The sequence below is a fragment of the Nocardia pneumoniae NBRC 100136 genome, from assembly GCF_000308755.1.
Taxonomy (GTDB): Bacteria; Actinomycetota; Actinomycetes; order Mycobacteriales; family Mycobacteriaceae; genus Nocardia; species Nocardia pneumoniae.
On sequence record NZ_BAGF01000032.1, the window covers coordinates 26,459 to 44,047 of the forward strand.

At 69.0% G+C, this 17,589-nt stretch carries 18 protein-coding genes; 14 read left to right on the forward strand and 4 right to left on the reverse strand.

Annotated features, from left to right (window positions below):
• Positions 1-51: 51 nt before the first annotated feature.
• On the reverse strand, positions 52-600 hold the full coding sequence (locus ON34_RS09540) for a cupin domain-containing protein (RefSeq protein ID WP_040777105.1): 549 nt from the start codon (positions 598-600) through the stop codon (positions 52-54).
• On the opposite strand from ON34_RS09540, the gene ON34_RS09545 reads away from it, so the two are divergent.
• Both ON34_RS09545 and ON34_RS09550 read left to right on the forward strand, forming a co-directional pair.
• A complete protein-coding gene (locus tag ON34_RS09545) occupies positions 588-917 on the forward strand; it encodes a MarR family winged helix-turn-helix transcriptional regulator (RefSeq protein WP_245547958.1) in 330 nt (109 codons plus the stop codon). The two genes, ON34_RS09540 and ON34_RS09545, sit on opposite strands and share 13 nt — an antisense overlap.
• Positions 918-1,133: 216 nt before the next feature.
• The gene (locus tag ON34_RS09550; RefSeq protein ID WP_040777248.1) at positions 1,134-2,414 is read left to right on the forward strand and encodes an adenosylmethionine--8-amino-7-oxononanoate transaminase; all 1,281 of its coding nucleotides are present in this window, start codon (positions 1,134-1,136) and stop codon (positions 2,412-2,414) included.
• 126 nt (positions 2,415-2,540) lie between these two features.
• Here the strand turns inward: ON34_RS09550 and ON34_RS09555 are convergent, their stop codons facing one another.
• A complete protein-coding gene (locus ON34_RS09555) occupies positions 2,541-2,855 on the reverse strand; it encodes a hypothetical protein (protein ID WP_051022323.1) in 315 nt (104 codons plus the stop codon).
• A 126-nt stretch (positions 2,856-2,981) separates the two neighbouring features.
• Here ON34_RS09555 and ON34_RS09560 point away from each other — a divergent pair, with 126 nt between their 5' ends.
• The 9 genes from ON34_RS09560 (at position 2,982) to ON34_RS09600 (ending at position 14,578) form a co-directional block, all read left to right on the forward strand.
• A complete protein-coding gene (locus ON34_RS09560) occupies positions 2,982-4,130 on the forward strand; it encodes an 8-amino-7-oxononanoate synthase (protein ID WP_040777107.1) in 1,149 nt (382 codons plus the stop codon).
• On the forward strand, positions 4,127-4,801 hold the full coding sequence (gene bioD, locus ON34_RS09565; RefSeq protein ID WP_040777110.1) for a dethiobiotin synthase: 675 nt from the start codon (positions 4,127-4,129) through the stop codon (positions 4,799-4,801). The genes ON34_RS09560 and bioD overlap by 4 nt, the downstream gene beginning before the upstream one ends.
• Positions 4,802-5,280: 479 nt before the next feature.
• Positions 5,281-7,455 (forward strand): hypothetical protein, encoded by a 2,175-nt coding sequence (locus ON34_RS09570; RefSeq protein WP_157172242.1) that lies wholly within the window; start codon positions 5,281-5,283, stop codon positions 7,453-7,455.
• Between the two features lie 262 nt (positions 7,456-7,717).
• Positions 7,718-8,881, forward strand: coding sequence for an alpha/beta fold hydrolase (locus tag ON34_RS09575; RefSeq protein ID WP_040777116.1), 1,164 nt, complete (start codon positions 7,718-7,720; stop codon positions 8,879-8,881).
• Between the two features lie 65 nt (positions 8,882-8,946).
• On the forward strand, positions 8,947-10,038 hold the full coding sequence (locus ON34_RS09580) for an ABC transporter substrate-binding protein (RefSeq protein ID WP_083889260.1): 1,092 nt from the start codon (positions 8,947-8,949) through the stop codon (positions 10,036-10,038).
• On the forward strand, positions 10,038-10,901 hold the full coding sequence (locus ON34_RS09585; RefSeq protein ID WP_040777119.1) for an ABC transporter permease: 864 nt from the start codon (positions 10,038-10,040) through the stop codon (positions 10,899-10,901). Before ON34_RS09580 ends, ON34_RS09585 begins: the two co-directional genes overlap by 1 nt.
• Positions 10,877-11,632, forward strand: coding sequence for an ABC transporter ATP-binding protein (locus ON34_RS09590; RefSeq protein WP_083889262.1), 756 nt, complete (start codon positions 10,877-10,879; stop codon positions 11,630-11,632). The genes ON34_RS09585 and ON34_RS09590 overlap by 25 nt, the downstream gene beginning before the upstream one ends.
• Complete coding sequence (locus ON34_RS09595; RefSeq protein ID WP_040777122.1) at positions 11,629-12,978, forward strand: LLM class flavin-dependent oxidoreductase; 1,350 nt, start codon at positions 11,629-11,631, stop codon at positions 12,976-12,978. The genes ON34_RS09590 and ON34_RS09595 overlap by 4 nt, the downstream gene beginning before the upstream one ends.
• A 400-nt stretch (positions 12,979-13,378) precedes the next feature.
• Positions 13,379-14,578, forward strand: a complete 1,200-nt coding sequence (locus tag ON34_RS09600; protein ID WP_063821655.1) for an MFS transporter — start codon at positions 13,379-13,381, stop codon at positions 14,576-14,578.
• Positions 14,579-14,711: 133 nt separating this feature from the next.
• Here the strand turns inward: ON34_RS09600 and ON34_RS36745 are convergent, their stop codons facing one another.
• The gene (locus ON34_RS36745) at positions 14,712-14,858 is read right to left on the reverse strand and encodes a hypothetical protein (RefSeq protein ID WP_169333857.1); all 147 of its coding nucleotides are present in this window, start codon (positions 14,856-14,858) and stop codon (positions 14,712-14,714) included.
• Positions 14,859-14,890: 32 nt separating this feature from the next.
• Positions 14,891-15,475, reverse strand: a complete 585-nt coding sequence (locus tag ON34_RS09605) for a TetR/AcrR family transcriptional regulator C-terminal domain-containing protein (protein WP_040777125.1) — start codon at positions 15,473-15,475, stop codon at positions 14,891-14,893.
• Positions 15,476-15,579: 104 nt separating this feature from the next.
• Between ON34_RS09605 and bioB the strand changes: the two genes are divergently transcribed.
• From bioB to ON34_RS09620, 3 genes are read left to right on the forward strand one after another with little or no spacing between them, the layout of a single operon-like run.
• Positions 15,580-16,593, forward strand: a complete 1,014-nt coding sequence (gene bioB, locus ON34_RS09610; RefSeq protein ID WP_040777127.1) for a biotin synthase BioB — start codon at positions 15,580-15,582, stop codon at positions 16,591-16,593.
• 34 nt (positions 16,594-16,627) lie between these two features.
• On the forward strand, positions 16,628-16,855 hold the full coding sequence (bsaP, locus tag ON34_RS09615; protein WP_040777130.1) for a biotin synthase auxiliary protein BsaP: 228 nt from the start codon (positions 16,628-16,630) through the stop codon (positions 16,853-16,855).
• Between the two features lie 2 nt (positions 16,856-16,857).
• Positions 16,858-17,517, forward strand: a complete 660-nt coding sequence (locus tag ON34_RS09620; RefSeq protein WP_245547959.1) for a DUF2567 domain-containing protein — start codon at positions 16,858-16,860, stop codon at positions 17,515-17,517.
• The last annotated feature ends 72 nt before the right edge of the window (positions 17,518-17,589 follow it).

Below are 17,589 nucleotides of genomic sequence, written 5' to 3' on the forward strand. Positions count from 1 at the left end.
CAGTAGCGGCAGCCGGGCGCTTGCCTGTGCGGGTGGTTCTGGCTGGGGAAGTCAGGCGAGGTCGGAGCCGTTTTCCAGCCAGCGGCGCCGGTAGCCGAGACGCACGGCGATGCTCGCCAGGCCACCCAGCACGATCCGTTGCAGCCGGGCCGGGATGCCCCCGAGGTAGCCGTCCTGGTACTCCCACAGCAAGGCGAGCGCGAGCGGATCGCGTGGCACCCTGCCCCGGGTGGTCTTGCCCGCGCGGTCCAGATTGTGCCAGAGCTGGAACATCTCCCAGTGCCGCAGCGGTGGCCGGATCTCGTGATCGATCACCGTGTCGGGGGCCTCGCTGACGAACTCGTGTACGACACCAGCCGGTGCCGTGACCGTGTCGCCGGGGTGGGCGACGATCTCGGTGCCGTCGACGGTGAATCGGAGTCGACCCTGCCGGACGGTCCACCGCTCGCTGAGCACCGGATGCCAGTGCGGGCCCGCCTGGCGTTCCGCTCGCGGCAGCACGTGCTCGAGCCGCAGGTAGGGGCCTTGCTCGTCGGCGCTGTCGGCGACCAAGGTGACGCGGTGCCCGCTGCGGAAGGTGAGTGTCCGTGCATCTCGCATACCTCGACCCGGCCGGGTCGAGGGTCACCGCACTGGCGGAAGCCGCCGGGATGACCCAGCAGTCGATGGGCGAGCTGGTGACCCACCTGGAACGATGCGGACTGGTGGTGCGCCAGGTCGACCCGGCCGATCGCCGGGCGCGGGTGGTGCGGGTCACCGAGGAGGGGCAGGCCGCGCTGGAGCTGGCGGCCGAGCGGATTCGCGACATCGAGCGCAGGCTCGCGCGGACATTGGGTCAGAGCCGTCTCGCGGAGTTACGAACGGCGCTGGTTCAGGTGGACACGACGCTGGCGGCGGATCGAGCGGATGCCGGATGACGGGCGGTGCGGGGTCTGCTCGACGAGCTCGAAGCCCGTGCGCTGGGAGATCCGCTACGCCGCGGTGAGCACGTCGTTGTCTCCCAACATGATCCAGCCGCACTCGGCGGTCCGCATTCGGCTGCGCCGGACTCGACGCGTACGCGCCCGGTTCGAATGCTAACTTGAACAGCGTTCAAGCCCCGGGTGGGCCGGGGCCGCGACGCGAGGATTCCTGTGGCACTGACCCCTGACGAGATCACCGCCCTCGACGCCGAGCATGTCTGGCATCCCTACGGCGGCTTCCCCGCCAGCACCGAGCCGCTGGTGGTGGCGAGCGCCGCGGGCACTCGGCTGACCCTGGCCGACGGGCGCGAGCTGGTCGACGGCATGAGTTCCTGGTGGGCCGCCATCCACGGCTACCGGCATCCGGTGCTGGACGCGGCACTGCTCGCGCAGTCGCGGCGGATGAGTCACGTGATGTTCGGCGGGCTCACCCACGAGCCGGCGGCCCGGTTGGCCGAGCTGCTGGTCGAGTCGGCGCCCGCCGGGCTGGACAAGGTGTTCCTGTGCGACTCCGGCTCGGTGTCGGTGGAGGTCGCGGTCAAGATGTGTCTGCAGTACTGGCGTTCGCTGGACAAGCCGCGCAAGCGGCGGCTGCTCACCTGGCGCGGCGGCTATCACGGCGACACGTTCACCCCGATGAGCGTGTGTGACCCGGAAGGCGGCATGCACGCGCTGTGGACCGACATCCTGGCGGATCAGCTCTTCGCGCCCGCGCCGCCGCGCGAGTACCGGCCCGAATACGTCACGGAGCTGGAGCGCATGCTCGTCGCGCACGCCGACGAGCTCGCGGCGGTCATCGTGGAGCCGATCGTGCAGGGCGCGGGCGGGATGCGCTGGCATCACCCCGGCTACCTGGCCGACCTGCGCAGGCTGTGCGACGAACACGGCGTGCTGCTGATCTTCGACGAGATCGCGACCGGATTCGGTCGCACCGGAACGCTTTTCGCCGCGGATCGAGCGGGTGTGAGCCCGGACGTGATGTGCGTCGGGAAGGCGCTGACCGGCGGCTACCTCACCCTGGCCGCCGCGCTGTGCACCGCGCGGATCGCCGAGACGATCAGCGCGGCACACGGCGGCCTCATGCACGGGCCGACCTTCATGGGCAACCCGCTGGCCTGCGCGGTCGCGGTCGCCTCGATCGAGTTGCTTCGCTCGCGCGACTGGCGCGGCGAGGTGGCGCGGATCGAGGCCGAGCTGGAGGCCGGGCTGGCCCCGGTGCGTGGCCTGCCGGGTGTGGTGGAGGCGCGGGTGCTCGGCGCGATCGGCGTGATCGAGCTGGACCGTCCGGTCGACATGCGCTCCGCGACCGACGCGGCGGTCGCGGCCGGGGTGTGGCTGCGTCCGTTCCGCAATCTGGTGTACACCATGCCGCCGTTCATCAGCACGCCGGACGATGTCGCGACGATCACCGCCGGGATGCGGGCAGCGGTCGCCGCGCAGTCCGAGCGGTGAGCTCCGTCAAGCGGTCCAGGGCGGGAGGATTGTGCCGTCGCTGTCCGGGCGTCCCGGCCCGCGCGCCCGCCGCGGCGGGGAGATGGCGGTGAAGCCCTCTCTCGAACCGGTTCGGCGCTCCCTGAGTCAGTCGCGTGCGCGACGACGGGCATCGGCGATCTCCGGACGATCGCTGTCGGACAACACTTCCCAGACCCGGAAGATGCAGTGGTAGTCGTCGGACCAGCCGCGCACCATCAGCAAGTAGGTGTCGCCGTCACGCAGGACGACCCGGCGGCCACGCAGTTTGGGATGCTCGGGGGTGTAGGTCGGCAGCACGCAAGCCAGCTTGGCCAGTGCCTGCGCCCGCGTGCCGACCACTTCCGCGAGTATGCGGGGTGACCAGCGCTTGTGATCGCCCGAGCCCGTTGTTTCCTCGACGACTATCGCCCACCGCGGCATCCGGCTTCTTCCTCCGGAGTGAAGCTTCGTCACCGCAGGCCGGTGACGCCACCAACGATGGAACAACGGTACCAGCCGCGCCCGTGACTGGCCGTCCTGAACGGTGTTCAAGTATGCTGCGGAGCTGTGACTACCGATCCGTTGAGCTGGCTGGACGAGCGCGCAGCCGCGCGCGTGGCCGCGGGGCTGCGCCGTGAGCTGCGGCCGCGCGCACCGCGGACGCCCTCCATCGACCTCGCCTCCAACGACTACCTCGGGCTGGTCCGCCACCCGGAGGTGATCGACGGCGCGATCGAGGCGGTGCGCCGCTGGGGCGCGGGCTCGACCGGGTCCCGGCTCGTCACCGGCACCACCGCCGAGCACGAGCTGCTGGAGACCGAGCTGGCCGAATTCGTCGGCGCCGAAGCCGGACTCGTGTTCGCCTCCGGGTACGCCGCCAATCTGGGCGCGGTCACCGCGCTCTCCGGGCGCGGCTCGCTGGTGGTCTCCGACGCGGGCAGCCACGCCTCGCTGGTGGACGCCTGCCGCCTGTCGCGGGCCCGGGTGGAGATCGCGCCGCACCGCGATGTGAGCGCGGTGGACCGGCTGCTGGCGCAGCGCGCCGAGGAACGCGCGCTGGTGCTCACCGATTCGGTGTTCAGCGCCGACGGCGACCTCGCGCCGCTGGCCGAGTTGCATCGGGTGACCAGGGCCAATGGCGCGGTGCTCGTCGTGGACGAGGCGCACGGCCTCGGCGTGCGCGGCGCGGGCGGGCGCGGGCTGGTGCACGAACTCGGGCTTTCCGGCGCGCCGGACCTGGTGATCACCGCGACGCTGTCGAAATCCCTTGCCGCGCAAGGCGGTGTGGTGCTGGCCAGTGCGCGGGTGCGCGCCCACCTGATCGATGCCGCGCGCACGTTCATCTTCGACACCGGACTCGCGCCCGCTGCCGTCGGCGCCGCGCGGGCCGCGTTGCGCCTGTTGCGCTCCGAGCCGGAACTGGCCGGGCGGGTGCTGGAACGCGCCGCGGACATCGCCAGGATCGCCGGTGTGCCCGCCCCGGATTCCGCGGTGGTCTCGGTCGTGCTCGGCCCCGCGCAGGTGGCCTTCGACGCGGCTCAGGCGTGCCGGGCGCGCGGTCTGGACGTGGGCTGCTTCCGTCCGCCGTCGGTTCCGGAGGGCACCTCGCGTTTGCGGCTGACCGCACGGGCCGACCTCACCCCCGCCGAACTCGGCACCATCGCAACGGTCCTCGGCGAGGTGCTGGCCGAGGCGCGAGGAGCGGTGCCAGCATGACCATCCTGCTGATCACCGGAACCTCCACCGACGTCGGCAAAACGGTGGTCACGGCCGCCGTCGCCGCTGTCGCCGCGGCGGACGGCCGCTCGGTCGCGGTGTGCAAACCGGGCCAAACCGGTGTCGCGGTCGGCGCACCCGGCGATCTCGCGGAGATCCAGCGCCTGACCGGCGTCTCCCGGACGCTGGAACTGGCCCGCTACCCGGATCCGCTGGCGCCCGACACCGCCGCCCGCCGGGCCGGTCTGCCGGAGCTGACCCTCGCCGAAACCGCCGCCGCCATAGACTCCCTCACCGGCGCCGACCTGGTCCTCGTCGAAGGCGCGGGCGGATTGCTGGTGCGCCTGGGTGATTTCACGCTGCTGGACCTGGCCCAGAAACTCGGCGCACCCGTCCTGCTGGTCACCGCCGCCGGTCTCGGCACGCTCAACCACACCGAACTGACCACCCGCACACTGCAGTCGGCGGGCGTGCGGTGCACCGGCCTGGTCATCGGTTCCTGGCCCGCCGACCCCGACTTGGCCGCTCAGTGCAACAGAACCGACCTGCCCAGGATAACCGGCGTCGACCTGGTCGGCGCGATACCCGAGGGTGCGGGCCGATGGGACCGCGAGCAGTTCACCGCTGCCGCTCCAGGCTGGTTCGATCCCGTCTGGTCGGTCGTCGGGTGAGTTGCGGACCCGAGACCTTCCCTCCAGCGAAAGCGGTGGGCTCCTAGAGGGATCGCGCCCGAGGACAACGAATCGGCTGGCGGATGTCGCTCGGCAAGTTTGCCGCGGAGGCCGCGGCGCCGCGGGAATCCATTGTGCGCCTGCCGAATTCGGCGGAGTTTGCGCCGCCGGGTGGAACCCGCCATGCCGCCGATGTGATCGGAGCCAATCGTAATATATCCGTTACATCGAACGGGTGAGCCAACGGATAACGGCACGTTTAATGGTGTACCAACAAGCACGTAACCTACATGCAACCTGCGATCCAGGTCTGCGAGGTGAGACGTATGCGACTGCTCATGAGGCTTGGTCGGAATTCCTGTCCACGTCGGTCCACCATGTGGGACACGGATTGGTCACTGCGGGCATTGCTGGGGCGTGGTCGCGCCTGGGCCCGCGTCAGCCGTCGCCGACATACCACCGTCCGGATCCTGACCACCTTGCTGGTTCTGCTGGCAGCTTGGACCCTCAGCGGCGGTGCGGCCGCCGGGCAGACCGACACGGTCGCCTATGCCAGAAGCACGTCCACGATCGACGGGCTCGCCTGGACCGGTATCAAGGACTCGTACGGAGTTCCGTTGTCGAACTACATCTTCGCCACCGAAACCGGCGTCCTCGACCCCAAAGAGGCGGCGGTGGCGATTGTGCTGGGTTTGCTCTTCGCGATCTTCATGGTTATCGTGATCAGTGGCATCTGGCTGACCGGGTTCGTGGCGAGTTTCGGCTGGCTCGCCTGGCTCGAAAAACCCTTTACCGCGGTCGCCGACGGCCTCACCGGTGCGATAGCCACCCCGCTCGTGCTGACCTTGTCGGTGACGATCGGTGCGTTCTTTGTGGCGTGGTTCGTTGTGCGGGGACACCCCGCGAAAGCTGTAGTTCAAGTCGTAGCGATGCTGGTCGTTGCCGTCGTCGGCGCCGCATACCTTGCGCATCCGCTGGCCGCCGTGTTCTCGTCGGACGGTCTGCTGAGCCAGGGGCGTGATGTCGGGATAGCGGTCGCCGCGGGACTGAACGGCAACTCTACTCCGGATCCACAATCGATAGTCGCCGAGTTCAACGGCACGCTGGCCGACAACTTCGCACGACGTCCGGTGCAGGTCTGGAATCTCGGTCATGTCGTGGACGATTCGCCGAGGTGCCGTGCGGCATGGTCGTCGGCAGTTCTGGCGGCCAAGGAATCGCAGCTCGCGGAAGGTATGCGCCAGTGCGGTGACACCTTGGCCCACGACAGAATCCAGAATCCGAGTATCGGACAGATCGGCACCGGCCTGGTGCTGTTGATATGCGGGACGATCCTGCTGCTCTTTCTGGTCTATCTCTCGATCAAGATTTTCCTCGCCGCAGTCTCGGCGATCTTCCACGGAACCGCGGCTATTGTCGGTTTCGCCGCAGGCGGATTCATTTACGGTCCTTCTCAGGCATTTCTGGTCCGCAACCTCGTGGGCATGGTCGGTGATGCCGGGTCGATGGTCGTCCTCTTCGTATTCGAAGGTGGCTACGTCCTTGTGCTGGGCAGTGTGTTCCGTGCGGCACCCGGGAGTGGCCTAGCGGTGATCTTCGTCGGTGGCATCGTGCTGGTCGCAGGTTTCGTGCTGTTGCACCGTCTCGATCTCAACCTGATCGGTGGCCAGAGCCGGATCGCTGAGAAGATCCGTGCAGTGCTCGAGGGCAGACCGGCTCCGGCGGGTGGCGCATCCACCGGAATGGGCGAAGCAACCATTCGTCAGTCGTTATCTCCGGGCCATGCCATCGGGACCGCAGTACGTTTTGCCGCCGATTTCAATGGAAACCCCGTTGCGTCCTGGATGTTCGGTCGCCCGAACCCGTTGACGTACTACTCGCGACGAATGCAGGAAATGAATTACCTGAATTACGAGCTGCTGCGCGGAAACGTACCGCCGCGGACCGCCGGGAGCTGGATGGCTCGACTCACGTTGGGGAAGAATGCGCACGATGCAGCCGCCCGGGCTGCCGTAACTGACTTCGATGGTGTCAATGCTCGAGCTGCCGCGGCAGCCATGACGACCATTCTCACACTCGGTGGGGACCGCGCCGACGCAATGGGCGCACTCGCTGTCGCCCGCTTCCCCCCTGCAATGCGCCGATGGGCGGCCGAGGCTCATGCCCGTACGATGAAGTCTGCCGACGAGAATCCGGTGCAGTACGGGCCGTTGGCACAAGCAGCTGCCGCGTTGGATCTCGCCGAAAGCACTCGAGGCTGGGGCGGCGCCGTCGAACAAGCCGCCCACAATGCGCAATTCGCGGAGTCCGCGGTTATGTTCCACCGTCTCACCCCCCGCCCCCTGGGCAGCACTCGCGGTTTTGAAAGGGATCCATTCGCCTCGAAAGCTATGGCTGATTACAACACGTACCAAGATTTCCTCAACGCATTCGGTGGGACAAAAGAGAGCGCGGCGCGGGAATGGGCGGCGCAGAGTGAGGATAAGCGGCGATACATCGGATACACGCTCGCCGAGAGGCTGGCGAGCAAGGCGCAACAATATGAAAGAACCCCGAACGATACCCTTCTCGCCGAGGCGATGGATCTCAAGAACAAGGCCACATATATAGATCTGGCGCTTTCCGGTACCAATATAGGCCCGTGGACCAACTAGTGCCGCGTCGAGCAACCTTCGGTAGGTGATCCGAGCGCCGGAGCTTGGAGCCGACGGCGAAGACCGCACATACCTGGGTCACCGCTCTGACGAACACATCCGGCTTGCGCGCCACCGGCATCACCTCCACCGGCAGCATCACCGGTCACCAGCCCGGATCAACCCGCCAACCCTCAGTCGATCGCGTCTCGGGCCCAGCCGAAGGGCCGGATTCCGGCGCGCTGGATGGCAGCCATCCGCGCTCGTGCCTACAGTGGGGTGGATGTCGCCGTTGGACGAGAGGCACCCGTCCACCGTCTCCGACTGGGACGACGCGCGACGCCGAGCTCGGCTGCGGGACACGCGCCTGGGGCACGGGTGGAAGACGTTGCGCCGCACCAGGGTGACGCTGCTGCGGGTGGCCGCACTGCTGCTGACCGGGCTCGTGGTGTTCGCGCAGTACTGGACGTACGACGTCGTGCCGGAACAGGCGCGGCTGGCGCGCACCGACCCGGCAATCCTGCCTGTCGCCCCGCCGATGGACCCGAAGAACTGGGACACCGTGGTGGTGGACCTGGTCGGGTTGGGCGGTCTGGACGCCAGCGACACCGCCGCCGCGCTGCCCGCGCTGCGCGGGATGGGCATGGTGTGGGCGATCCGCTACGACAACCAGGGCATCGACACCAAGGTGATCGCCGACCTGATCATCCGTGCCGCGGAACTGTCCGGCTTGAAGAACGTGGTGCTCGTCGGGCACAGCATGGGCGGGGTGATCGCGCTGGAGGTCGCCGAGCACATCCATCGCGGCAGCGACCGCAGGCTCGTCGGGGTGGTCCTGGACTGCACGCCGGTGGACTTGAACGCGGTCCGCCCGGAAAGCCGCGGGCGCGGCGAGGACATGCTGCGCTGGATGGGATGGCTGCCCGGCGCCAGGGAGAGCCGCATGTTGCGCCTGGCCGTGGAGACCTACGCCCGCCGCGATCGATTCCTCGACCGCGGCGACGGACTGCCCGGCATCCGGTTCGGCGAACTCGGCGAGGTGCTGACGGAGGTGCTGCGGGAGAAGATCGTCTCGCGCGACGCGGCGAGCAACGGGCTGATCGAGTCGCAGTTCACCGCCATCGTGGCGGGTGGTGCCACCGACAATCTGCGCGCCCTGGCCGAACCCGCGGCGGAGAAGCCGCGGCCCGCCATTGTTTTCATTCGTCCGCGCGATCCGGGGCGAGACCGCGTGGTCGATGTCGAGTACTCCCACGAAGTGCTGATCGAGCGTTCCGGCGGCGTGGACGGCACCCTGCTGGTGGTGCTGGCGCGAAACACCGGACACGCCAATCCGATGCAGCGTCCCCGCGAGTACAACACGGTGATCGAGCAGCAGGTATTGCCGTTCATCCAGCGTTATCAGCAGCAGGTCCGTGGGACGATGGTCGCGGCGCCGCCGCGCTGACCGGGGTTCGAACCAGGCTGAGACAAACCGTTTCCCCGCCGGATTCGTCTTGTTTCAATTCGCCTATGTTCCGACCCAGTACGTTCCGGTCCGGCCTCCGCGGCCGCACGACCGCCGCATTGCTCGCCGTGGCAACCGTTGCGACCCTGGGACTCACCGGCTGTGCGAACGACGACGAGCCGGTCGGTCCCACCGCCGACGGACCACTGCCCACCGAGGTTCCGGCGGGAACCACCCTGGTGGTCGCCGACCAGTCCGAGCGCCTGCAATCCGTCCTGCGGATCTCCGGTGAACTCGACAAACTCCCGTTCAAGGTGCAGTTCGCAAACTTCGTCGGCGGACCCGCCATTCTCGAGGCGTTCCGCGCCGGCGCCGCCGATGTGGCGCAGGTGGGCGACGTTCCCCCGATTCACGCCCTGGTGGCCGGGCAGGACGTTCCGATCATCGCGTCCTACCAGACCAGCACCACCGCCTTGAAACTCGCGGTGGCGCCGGGCAAGCCGGTGTCGACGCTGGCGGACCTGAAGGGCAAGAAGATCGCCTACGCCGAAGGCACCGCCCAGCAGGCCGCGGTGCTGCGCGCGCTCGACAAGGCCGGACTGAAGACCTCCGACGTGCAGCTGGTGCGGCTGCAGCTGGCCGAGTTCCCGGACGCGGTGCGCACCGGCCAGGTCGACGTCGCCCCGCTGATCGAACCGAACGTCACCCGGTTCCTGCGCACGCCGGGCGCGTCTCTGATCCCCGACTCCGAGACCGCGGGCATCTACGGCGGCCTCGCCTACCTCTACGCCCGCCGCGCCATCGTGCGGGACCCGGCCAAGGCGGCCGCCACCCGTGCCCTGGTCGGCGCGTTCGTGCGCGCCTACCAGTGGGCCAACACGCATCCGGACGAGTGGGCGCGCCGCTACTACGTGGAGAACCAAAAGGTGAGTGCGGACGATGCGAAGCGCATCGTGGACTCGCTGGGCACGTACGTCTTCCCGCACCTGGACCAGAAGCTGGTCGACCGTCAGCAGGCCACCATCGACGCCATCGCCAAAGCGGGGGAGCTGCCCAAGAAGGTGCAGGCTGCCAACGGTTTCGATCTGCGTTTCGACGCCGCGATCACCCAGGCGGTCACCGAGAGCGGTGCCGCGTTCGAACCGAAGGCACGCTGATGGCAACCCTGGACGCCGGAGTACTGCACCGCATCGGCCTGGCCCGCTCCGGGCCGGAGCCGGTGCTCGCCGAACGCAAGATCGCCCGCCCCCGGCTCGGGCCGGGCCGCCCGATCCCGTTCGGCATCGCGGTGGGACCGACGTTGCTGGTCGCCGCGTGGGTGGCCGGATCGGCTTCCGGCGCCGTGGATCCGGAGACCCTGCCCGCGCCGTGGACGGTCGCCCGGACCGCCGGCGACCTGCTCGCCGACGGCAGACTGCACAGCAACCTGCTCACCTCCGTGCAGCGCGCCGTGACCGGGCTCGGCCTCGGCGTCGCCATCGGCTTGGTGCTCGCGCTGCTGGCCGGGCTGAGCCGGATCGGTGAAGCGCTGGTGGACGGGCCGATCCAGATCAAACGCGCCATCCCGACCCTGGCGCTGATCCCGCTGTTCATCGTGTGGTTCGGCATCGGCGAGGAGATGAAGCTGCTGGTCATCACCACCAGCGTGGCGATCCCGATCTACCTGAACACGCACGCGCACCTGCGCAGTGTCGACGCCCGATACGTGGAGCTCGCCCAGACGGTGAAGTTGTCGCGCTGGGGATTCATCCGCCGGATCGCGTTGCCGGGATCGCTGCCCGGGTTCTTCACCGGCCTTCGGCTCGCGGTCACCATTTCGTGGCTGGCGCTCGTCGTCGTGGAACAGGTCAACGCGACCAGCGGCATCGGCTATCTCATGACCCAGGCACGCACCTACGGCCAGATCGACGTCATCGTGGTCGGCCTGGTGATCTACGGCCTGCTCGGACTGTTCGGCGACATCCTGGTGCGCGCCGCGGAAAGGAAGGCGCTGTCATGGCGACAGACACTCGCGGACTGAACGTCGTCCGCGCCAGGCAGCTGCGACGCGGCTTCGGCGACCGGGTCGTGCTGCGCGACCTGGACATCGACATCGCCCGCGGCGAGTTCGTCGCACTGCTCGGCCGCAGCGGTTCCGGCAAGAGCACATTGCTGCGGGCGCTGGCCGAACTGGACTACGACGTGCCGGGATCCGGTGAGCTGAGTGTGCCCACCGAACGTTCGGTGGTCTTCCAGGACTCCCGGTTGCTGCCCTGGGCGCGGGTGCTGGACAACGTGACGCTCGGGCTCGGCGGCTCCGACGCGGCCGAGCGGGGACGTTCCGCGTTGGCCGAGGTCGGCCTCGCGGGGCGGGAGAAAGCCTGGCCCAAAGAGCTTTCCGGTGGCGAACAGCAGCGCGTCGCGCTGGCGCGGTCGCTGGTGCGCGAGCCCGAGCTGCTGCTGGCCGACGAACCGTTCGGCGCGCTCGACGCGCTGACCCGGATCAAGATGCACGCCCTCCTGCAGGAGCTGTGTGCCGAGCACCGGCCCGCCGTGCTGCTGGTCACCCACGACGTGGACGAGGCGGTGCTGCTGGCCGACCGCGTGCTGGTGCTCGAGGACGGGCACATCGCGGTGGACCAGCGCATCGACCTGGAACGCCCACGCCGCCACGGTGACCCGGCCTTTGTGCGGCACCGCTCCCTGCTCCTGGCCAGCCTGGGCGTCGACGCGCATACGCCCGCCGACGACGAAGAGAAGAAAGCCTCATGACCACGCCACGTCAACTCAGCCTCAACGCGTTCATCTACCCCTCCGGCCACCACGAAGCCGCCTGGCGGCACCCGTGGAGCAGCCCCGAGCGGATCTACGACGTCGCCTACTACCAGGAGATCGGCCGCACCGCCGAGGCGGCGAAGCTGGACGCGGTGTTCTTCGCCGACGGCCCGGCCCTGCGCACCAACGTCGAGCACAACGCGGCCTCCGGCTTGGAGCCGATCACCCTGCTCACCGCGATCGCCACGGCCACAACGCACCTCGGTCTCATCGCCACCGCGTCGACCACGTACTACGAGCCCTACAACCTGGCCAGGTTGTTCTCCACGCTGGACCACATCTCCGGCGGGCGCGCGGGCTGGAACATCGTCACCACCGGCACCGATCTCGCGGCGGCGAACTTCGGCCTGGACAAGCACCCCGACCACGCCGAACGGTACGCGCGGGCAGGGGAATTCGTCGACGCCGTGGTCGCGCTGTGGGACAGCTGGGAGGACGACGCCATCGTCCTGGACCGGGCTTCCGGGGTGTACGCGGACCCCGGCAAGATCCACCGGATCGACTTCGCGGGCGAACATCTGTCGGTTCGCGGGCCGTTCACCGCGCCGCGAACCCCGCAGGGTCACCCGGTGCTGGTGCAGGCGGGCGCCTCGAACGACGGCCGGGCGTTCGCGGGCCGATACGCCGAGGCGATCTTCACCGCGCATCAGCGGTTGAGCGACGCGCAGGCGTTCTACGCCGACATCAAAGCGCGCGCCCGCGGTTTCGGCCGCGATCCCGAGCACGTCAAGATCCTGCCCGGCATCAGCCCGTTCATCGCCGACACCGAGGCGGCGGCCAAGCGGCTGGAGCGCGAGTTCAACGAGCTCACCGTGCCCGACTACGGGCTGGCCCAGCTGGAGGGCATCGTCGGGATCAGCCTGCGGCACCTGCCTCTGGACGAGCCGATCCCGGTCGAATTGTTCGACGCGGCAGGCGATGTCACCGACAACGGACAGAGCCGATTGCAGGTCGTCGCGGGCATCGTGCAGCGGGAACGGCCGACCGTGCGCGGTCTGCTGCACCGCCTCGCCGGTGCGCGCGGCCACCGAGTCTTCGCCGGTACTCCCGAGCAGGTCGCCGATACCATCGAGGAGTGGTTCCGCAATGGCGCGGCGGACGGTTTCAACGTAATGCCGCCGTACTACCCGGGTGGACTGGAGATCTTCGCCGAAACGGTCGTGCCGATCCTGCAGGAACGCGGACTGTTCCGCACCGAGTACACCGGCACCACCCTGCGCGACCACTTCGGCCTGCCCCGCCCCGAAAGCCGCTTCGCCCGTCGGCCAGCACTCACCCGGTGAGGGGCCCGCGCGAAACCGGCTGTTCCACCGCGCCGAACCATCCGGCAGTACATCGAGAGCAGGCACGGATCGCGTTGCCTCCGACTCGGATAGGGACCGACGAGGCCGATGCCGTGCGACGAAGGCACCGCCGGTATCGGGGCAACCACGCCGTGCAAGCCGGATCGGGCCGCGCGAGCGCGATGCGCGCATGCACCGATCAGGGAGCGAATGTCATTGTGGCGACCTCGATCGGGACGGTTGGGGTCGACTGTCCTGCCGCCTGTTCAGCGCATCGTGTCGGTCTGGCCCTGGGCCGAATGGCATTGGGCCCGAATCGATTCGCGAAGGCTGCATGGGTCGTCGAGTTTTCGGTGAGCCGCGGTGTCATGCGGCGCTCCGGCCGATCGGTGATGCGAGCGTGAGCGCGTCCGTCGCGGGCGGTGCAACGGCGACTCCCGTGCGTCTTCGGTCGCTGACCTGGACGGTGTTCGTGCCCGTGGTGGTGTACGGCATCGGGTCGGGCGCGGCGGCGCCGATGTACGCGTTGCGGGCGCTGGATCTGGGCGCCTCCGCGGGGCTGGCCGGGGTGGTCGTCGCACTGTCCGGGCTCGGCATGGTGCTGACCGATCTACCCGCGGGCCGGATCGTGGCCGTGATCGGCGAACGCGGTGCGATGGCGGTGGGGTCGGTGCTCGGCGCGGTCGGTGTGCTCGCGGCGATCCTCGCGCCGAATGTCGGTGTGCTCGCGCTGGGAATGGTGCTCAACGGTGCGGCGGGCGCGGTGTGGGGGCTGGCCCGCCAGGCCTATCTCGTGACTGTGGTGCCCGGAGGCGATCTCGGGCGGGCGATGTCGACTTTGGCCGGTTCGATGCGGCTCGGCTTCTTCTGCGGGCCGTTCCTGGGCGCCGCGGTGGTACACGGCGTCGGACCGAACGGTGCGCTGTGGTTGCAGTTGGCGACCACCGTGCTCGCCGGTGCGGCGATGGCGGCTATCCGGTCGACCGACGTGGACAGTGGCGCCACCGTGCGGCACTCACTGGGCGCGGTGATGATCGAGCATCGCAGGACCCTCGGCACACTCGGGGTGGCCGCGCTGCTGACCGGCGCGGCCCGGGCGGCGCGGCTGGCGCTGTTGCCCTTGTGGGCGGCGCATATCGGCGTGAGCGCGTCGACCACCAGCCTCGTGTTCGGTGTCGCGGGAGCCGTGGATGTGCTGATGTCCTATCCGGCGGGGGTGTGGCTGGATCGATATGGCAGGCGTGCCACCGGTGTTCCGTCGATGATCCTGTTCGCCGCCGGTTTCGGCGCGCTGCCGTTCACCTCCTCGGTGTTCGGCCTGAGCGCGGCGGCCGTACTGCTCGGTCTCGCCAATGGCGTGAGCAACGGGCTGATCATGACGGTGGGCGCCGACGTCGCGCCCGACGTGCGGCGCGCCGAGTTCCTGGGCGCCTGGCGCCTCACCCACGACATCGGCATGTTCGCGGGCCCGGTGGCGGTCGGCGCGATCAGCGCCCTCACCGCGCTCGGCGCCGCCGCCATCGCCCTCGCGCTCGCCGCGGCGACCGGCGCCTACACCATGCACCGCTGGTTTCCCGGCGTGATGCGGCATTCCCCATGAGGCGGCCAGGTCAGGAGGACGCCGGGTAGGCACTCCGGTCGGTTCGCCGCGAGGCGACGCTGGGGTGGGCCACCGGTCGCCGATGCAGAGCGCCGGACCATGCGGACGGGAACGATGCGCGCGCTCGAGCAGGTCAGCGGATGCCGCTGCTGGGCAGCAGGGTTGGCGGGTCCGGAGCGCTCAGCCGACGGCCGAGCAGGTAAGGGACGCTGGCTCCCCGGTTGAAGGCGCGGAACGATCGGCGACGACCGAGCAGGTCAGCGGAGGTGAGTCCGGACAACCGGACGGACAATGCGGTGATGCCTGTGCTGGTCAGCGGGCGCCGGTGCCGAGCAGGTGGCGCACGCCCGCGACGAACAGTTGCAGACCGAAGTCGAAACGGGCTGTCGGGTCGGGGGTTTCCTCCAGCGGCGACGTGTCGTCGGGGAGGGCGCCCATCGAGTCCATCTGCATTCTCGACTGCTCGTCCACGGTCTGGCCCAGAACGTAGTAGAGCAGGGTGAATGCCGCGAGCTCGGCCTCGTGTCGCGGCATGCCCGCGCGAATCGCCGCGCTCACCAAGCGTTCCCGGCCCTTGCTCGTGGTGAGGCGGGAAGCGTATGTGGCCGAGACCAATTCGGCGCCGTCGCGGTAGGCCAGCAGGCAGTCGCGCAGGCGGTGGGCCAATTCGGTGATCTGGCCGGACCAGTCCTCGGCCTCGATCGGGTCCTCCATGGGAGCGAGGATCTTGTCCGCGACCGCGCCGAGCAACGCCTGCTTATTGGGGAAATGCCAGTACAGCGCGCCGGGTTGCACCTGAAGGGACCCGGCCAGCCTGCGCATGGTGAGGTCGGCGAGACCGTATCGATCCAGAATCGCGATGGCGCCGTCGACCACGTCCGCCCGGTGCAGCTGCACTCGAAGTCCTTCCCCGTCGTGCTTTGACTCACTCCTACCGCTACCCTAGCCTGAACACCGTTCAAGTTGCACGGCCACCTCGGCCGGACGAAGGGATTCGTGCAGTGACCCAGGCACCGGTAGACACCACCATCCTGTCGATCGCCCGCGAGCAGGTGCTAGAGCGCGGCGAGGGGCTGAACCAGGAACAGACCCTGGAGGTCCTGCGCCTGGGTGACGACCAACTGGAGGAGCTGCTCGCCCTGGCCCATGAGGTGCGGATGAAGTGGTGCGGTCCCGAGGTCGAGGTCGAGGGCATCATCAGCCTGAAGACCGGCGGCTGCCCCGAGGACTGCCACTTCTGCTCGCAGTCGGGCCTGTTCCAGTCGCCGGTGCGTGCGGCGTGGCTGGATATCCCCAGCCTGGTCGAGGCCGCCAAGCAGACCGCGAAGACCGGTGCCACCGAGTTCTGCATCGTCGCCGCTGTGCGCGGCCCGGACGAGCGCCTGATGGCCCAGGTCGCCGCGGGCGTGGAGGCGATCCGCAACGAGGTCGACATCCAGGTCGCCTGCTCGCTGGGCATGCTCACCCAGGAGCAGGTCGACCAGCTGGCCGCGATGGGCGTGCACCGCTACAACCACAACCTGGAGACCTCCCGCTCCTACTTCCCGAACGTGGTCACCACGCACACCTGGGAAGAGCGCTGGGACACCCTGCGCATGGTGCGCGAAGCGGGCATGGAGGTGTGCTGCGGCGGCATCCTCGGCATGGGCGAAACCCTGGAGCAGCGTGCCGAATTCGCCGCGAACCTGGCCGAACTCGAGCCCGACGAGGTGCCGCTGAACTTCCTCAACCCGCGGCCGGGCACCCCGTTCGGCGACCTCGAGGTGTTGCCCGCCGCCGACGCGCTGCGCGCCGTGGCCGCGTTCCGGCTCGCGCTGCCGCGCACCATGCTGCGTTTCGCCGGCGGCCGGGAGATCACCCTCGGCGATCTCGGCGCCAAGAAGGGCATTCTCGGCGGCATCAACGCCGTCATCGTCGGCAACTACCTGACCACCCTCGGCCGTCCCGCCGAGCAGGACCTGGACCTGCTCGGCGAGCTGAAGATGCCGATCAAGGCGCTCAACGAAACGCTCTGACCCCGGCTCGGTTGCGAGGAAAGAGACCACGACCATGGGTACTGTCATGGACATGGACGAGCGCTACAACCCGTTCACCGGCAAGCGGATCGTGCCGGGGCTCGACGACACGATTCCGGCGGCCGCCGCGCTGGGCCTGGAGCCGCCGCGCTTCTGCGAGCAGTGCGGTCGCCGCATGATCGTGCAGGTCAGCCCGGACGGCTGGTGGGCGAAATGCTCCCGGCACGGCGTGCTGAACTCCGCCGATCTGGAACGCCGCTAGTGGTGTCGGCGCTGTCCCCGGGCGGGCTGCGGAGCGAGGTGCGTGCCGCGGCGGCGGTCGCCGTGGCGGTGGTGGCGGCGAGCGCGATCGGCGGTATCGGATGGGGGCTGCTGGCGCCCACCGAGCGGCTGCTCGTGGTCGAGCCGGGTCGCGGAGTCGCGCTGACCGGCGAAAGCGCGCACCAGTTCGACGCGCTGGCGATGTTCGTGCTCGCGGGTGCGGTGCTCGGCCTGTTGTCGGCCATCGCCGCGTGGCGGTGGCGTTCCGCGCGCGGACCGCTGCTGCAGATCGGTTTGCTGATCGGCTCCGGTGTTGGCGCCGCGGTGATGGCGCGAGTCGGCGAACAGGTCGCCGAATGGCTGCATCCGCGCCCGCACGACCCGCCGGTCGGCCAGATCATCGCGCTGCCCATCGAGGTGGGCAGCGCGCTCGCGCTGATCGTGCAGCCGCTGATCGCGTCGTTCGTCCTGCTGTTCCTCGCCGCGCTGAACACGTCGGAAGATCTCGGTACCGGCCGCGGCCGACGCAAGAGCGAATCCTTCGATACCACAGGCACTTTCACGCCTTATACCGACGCTGCGCATAGGGGAGAGCTACCCTATCGCGGCTACGAGCCCGCCGCCGACGAACATTCACTGCCCGCGTCCCACCCACGGCACTGACGCGCGTTGCCGCGACACGACTTCATGATCAACGGCACATGAGCGAGGGCTCTTCTCGCGAAACGCCGCAGC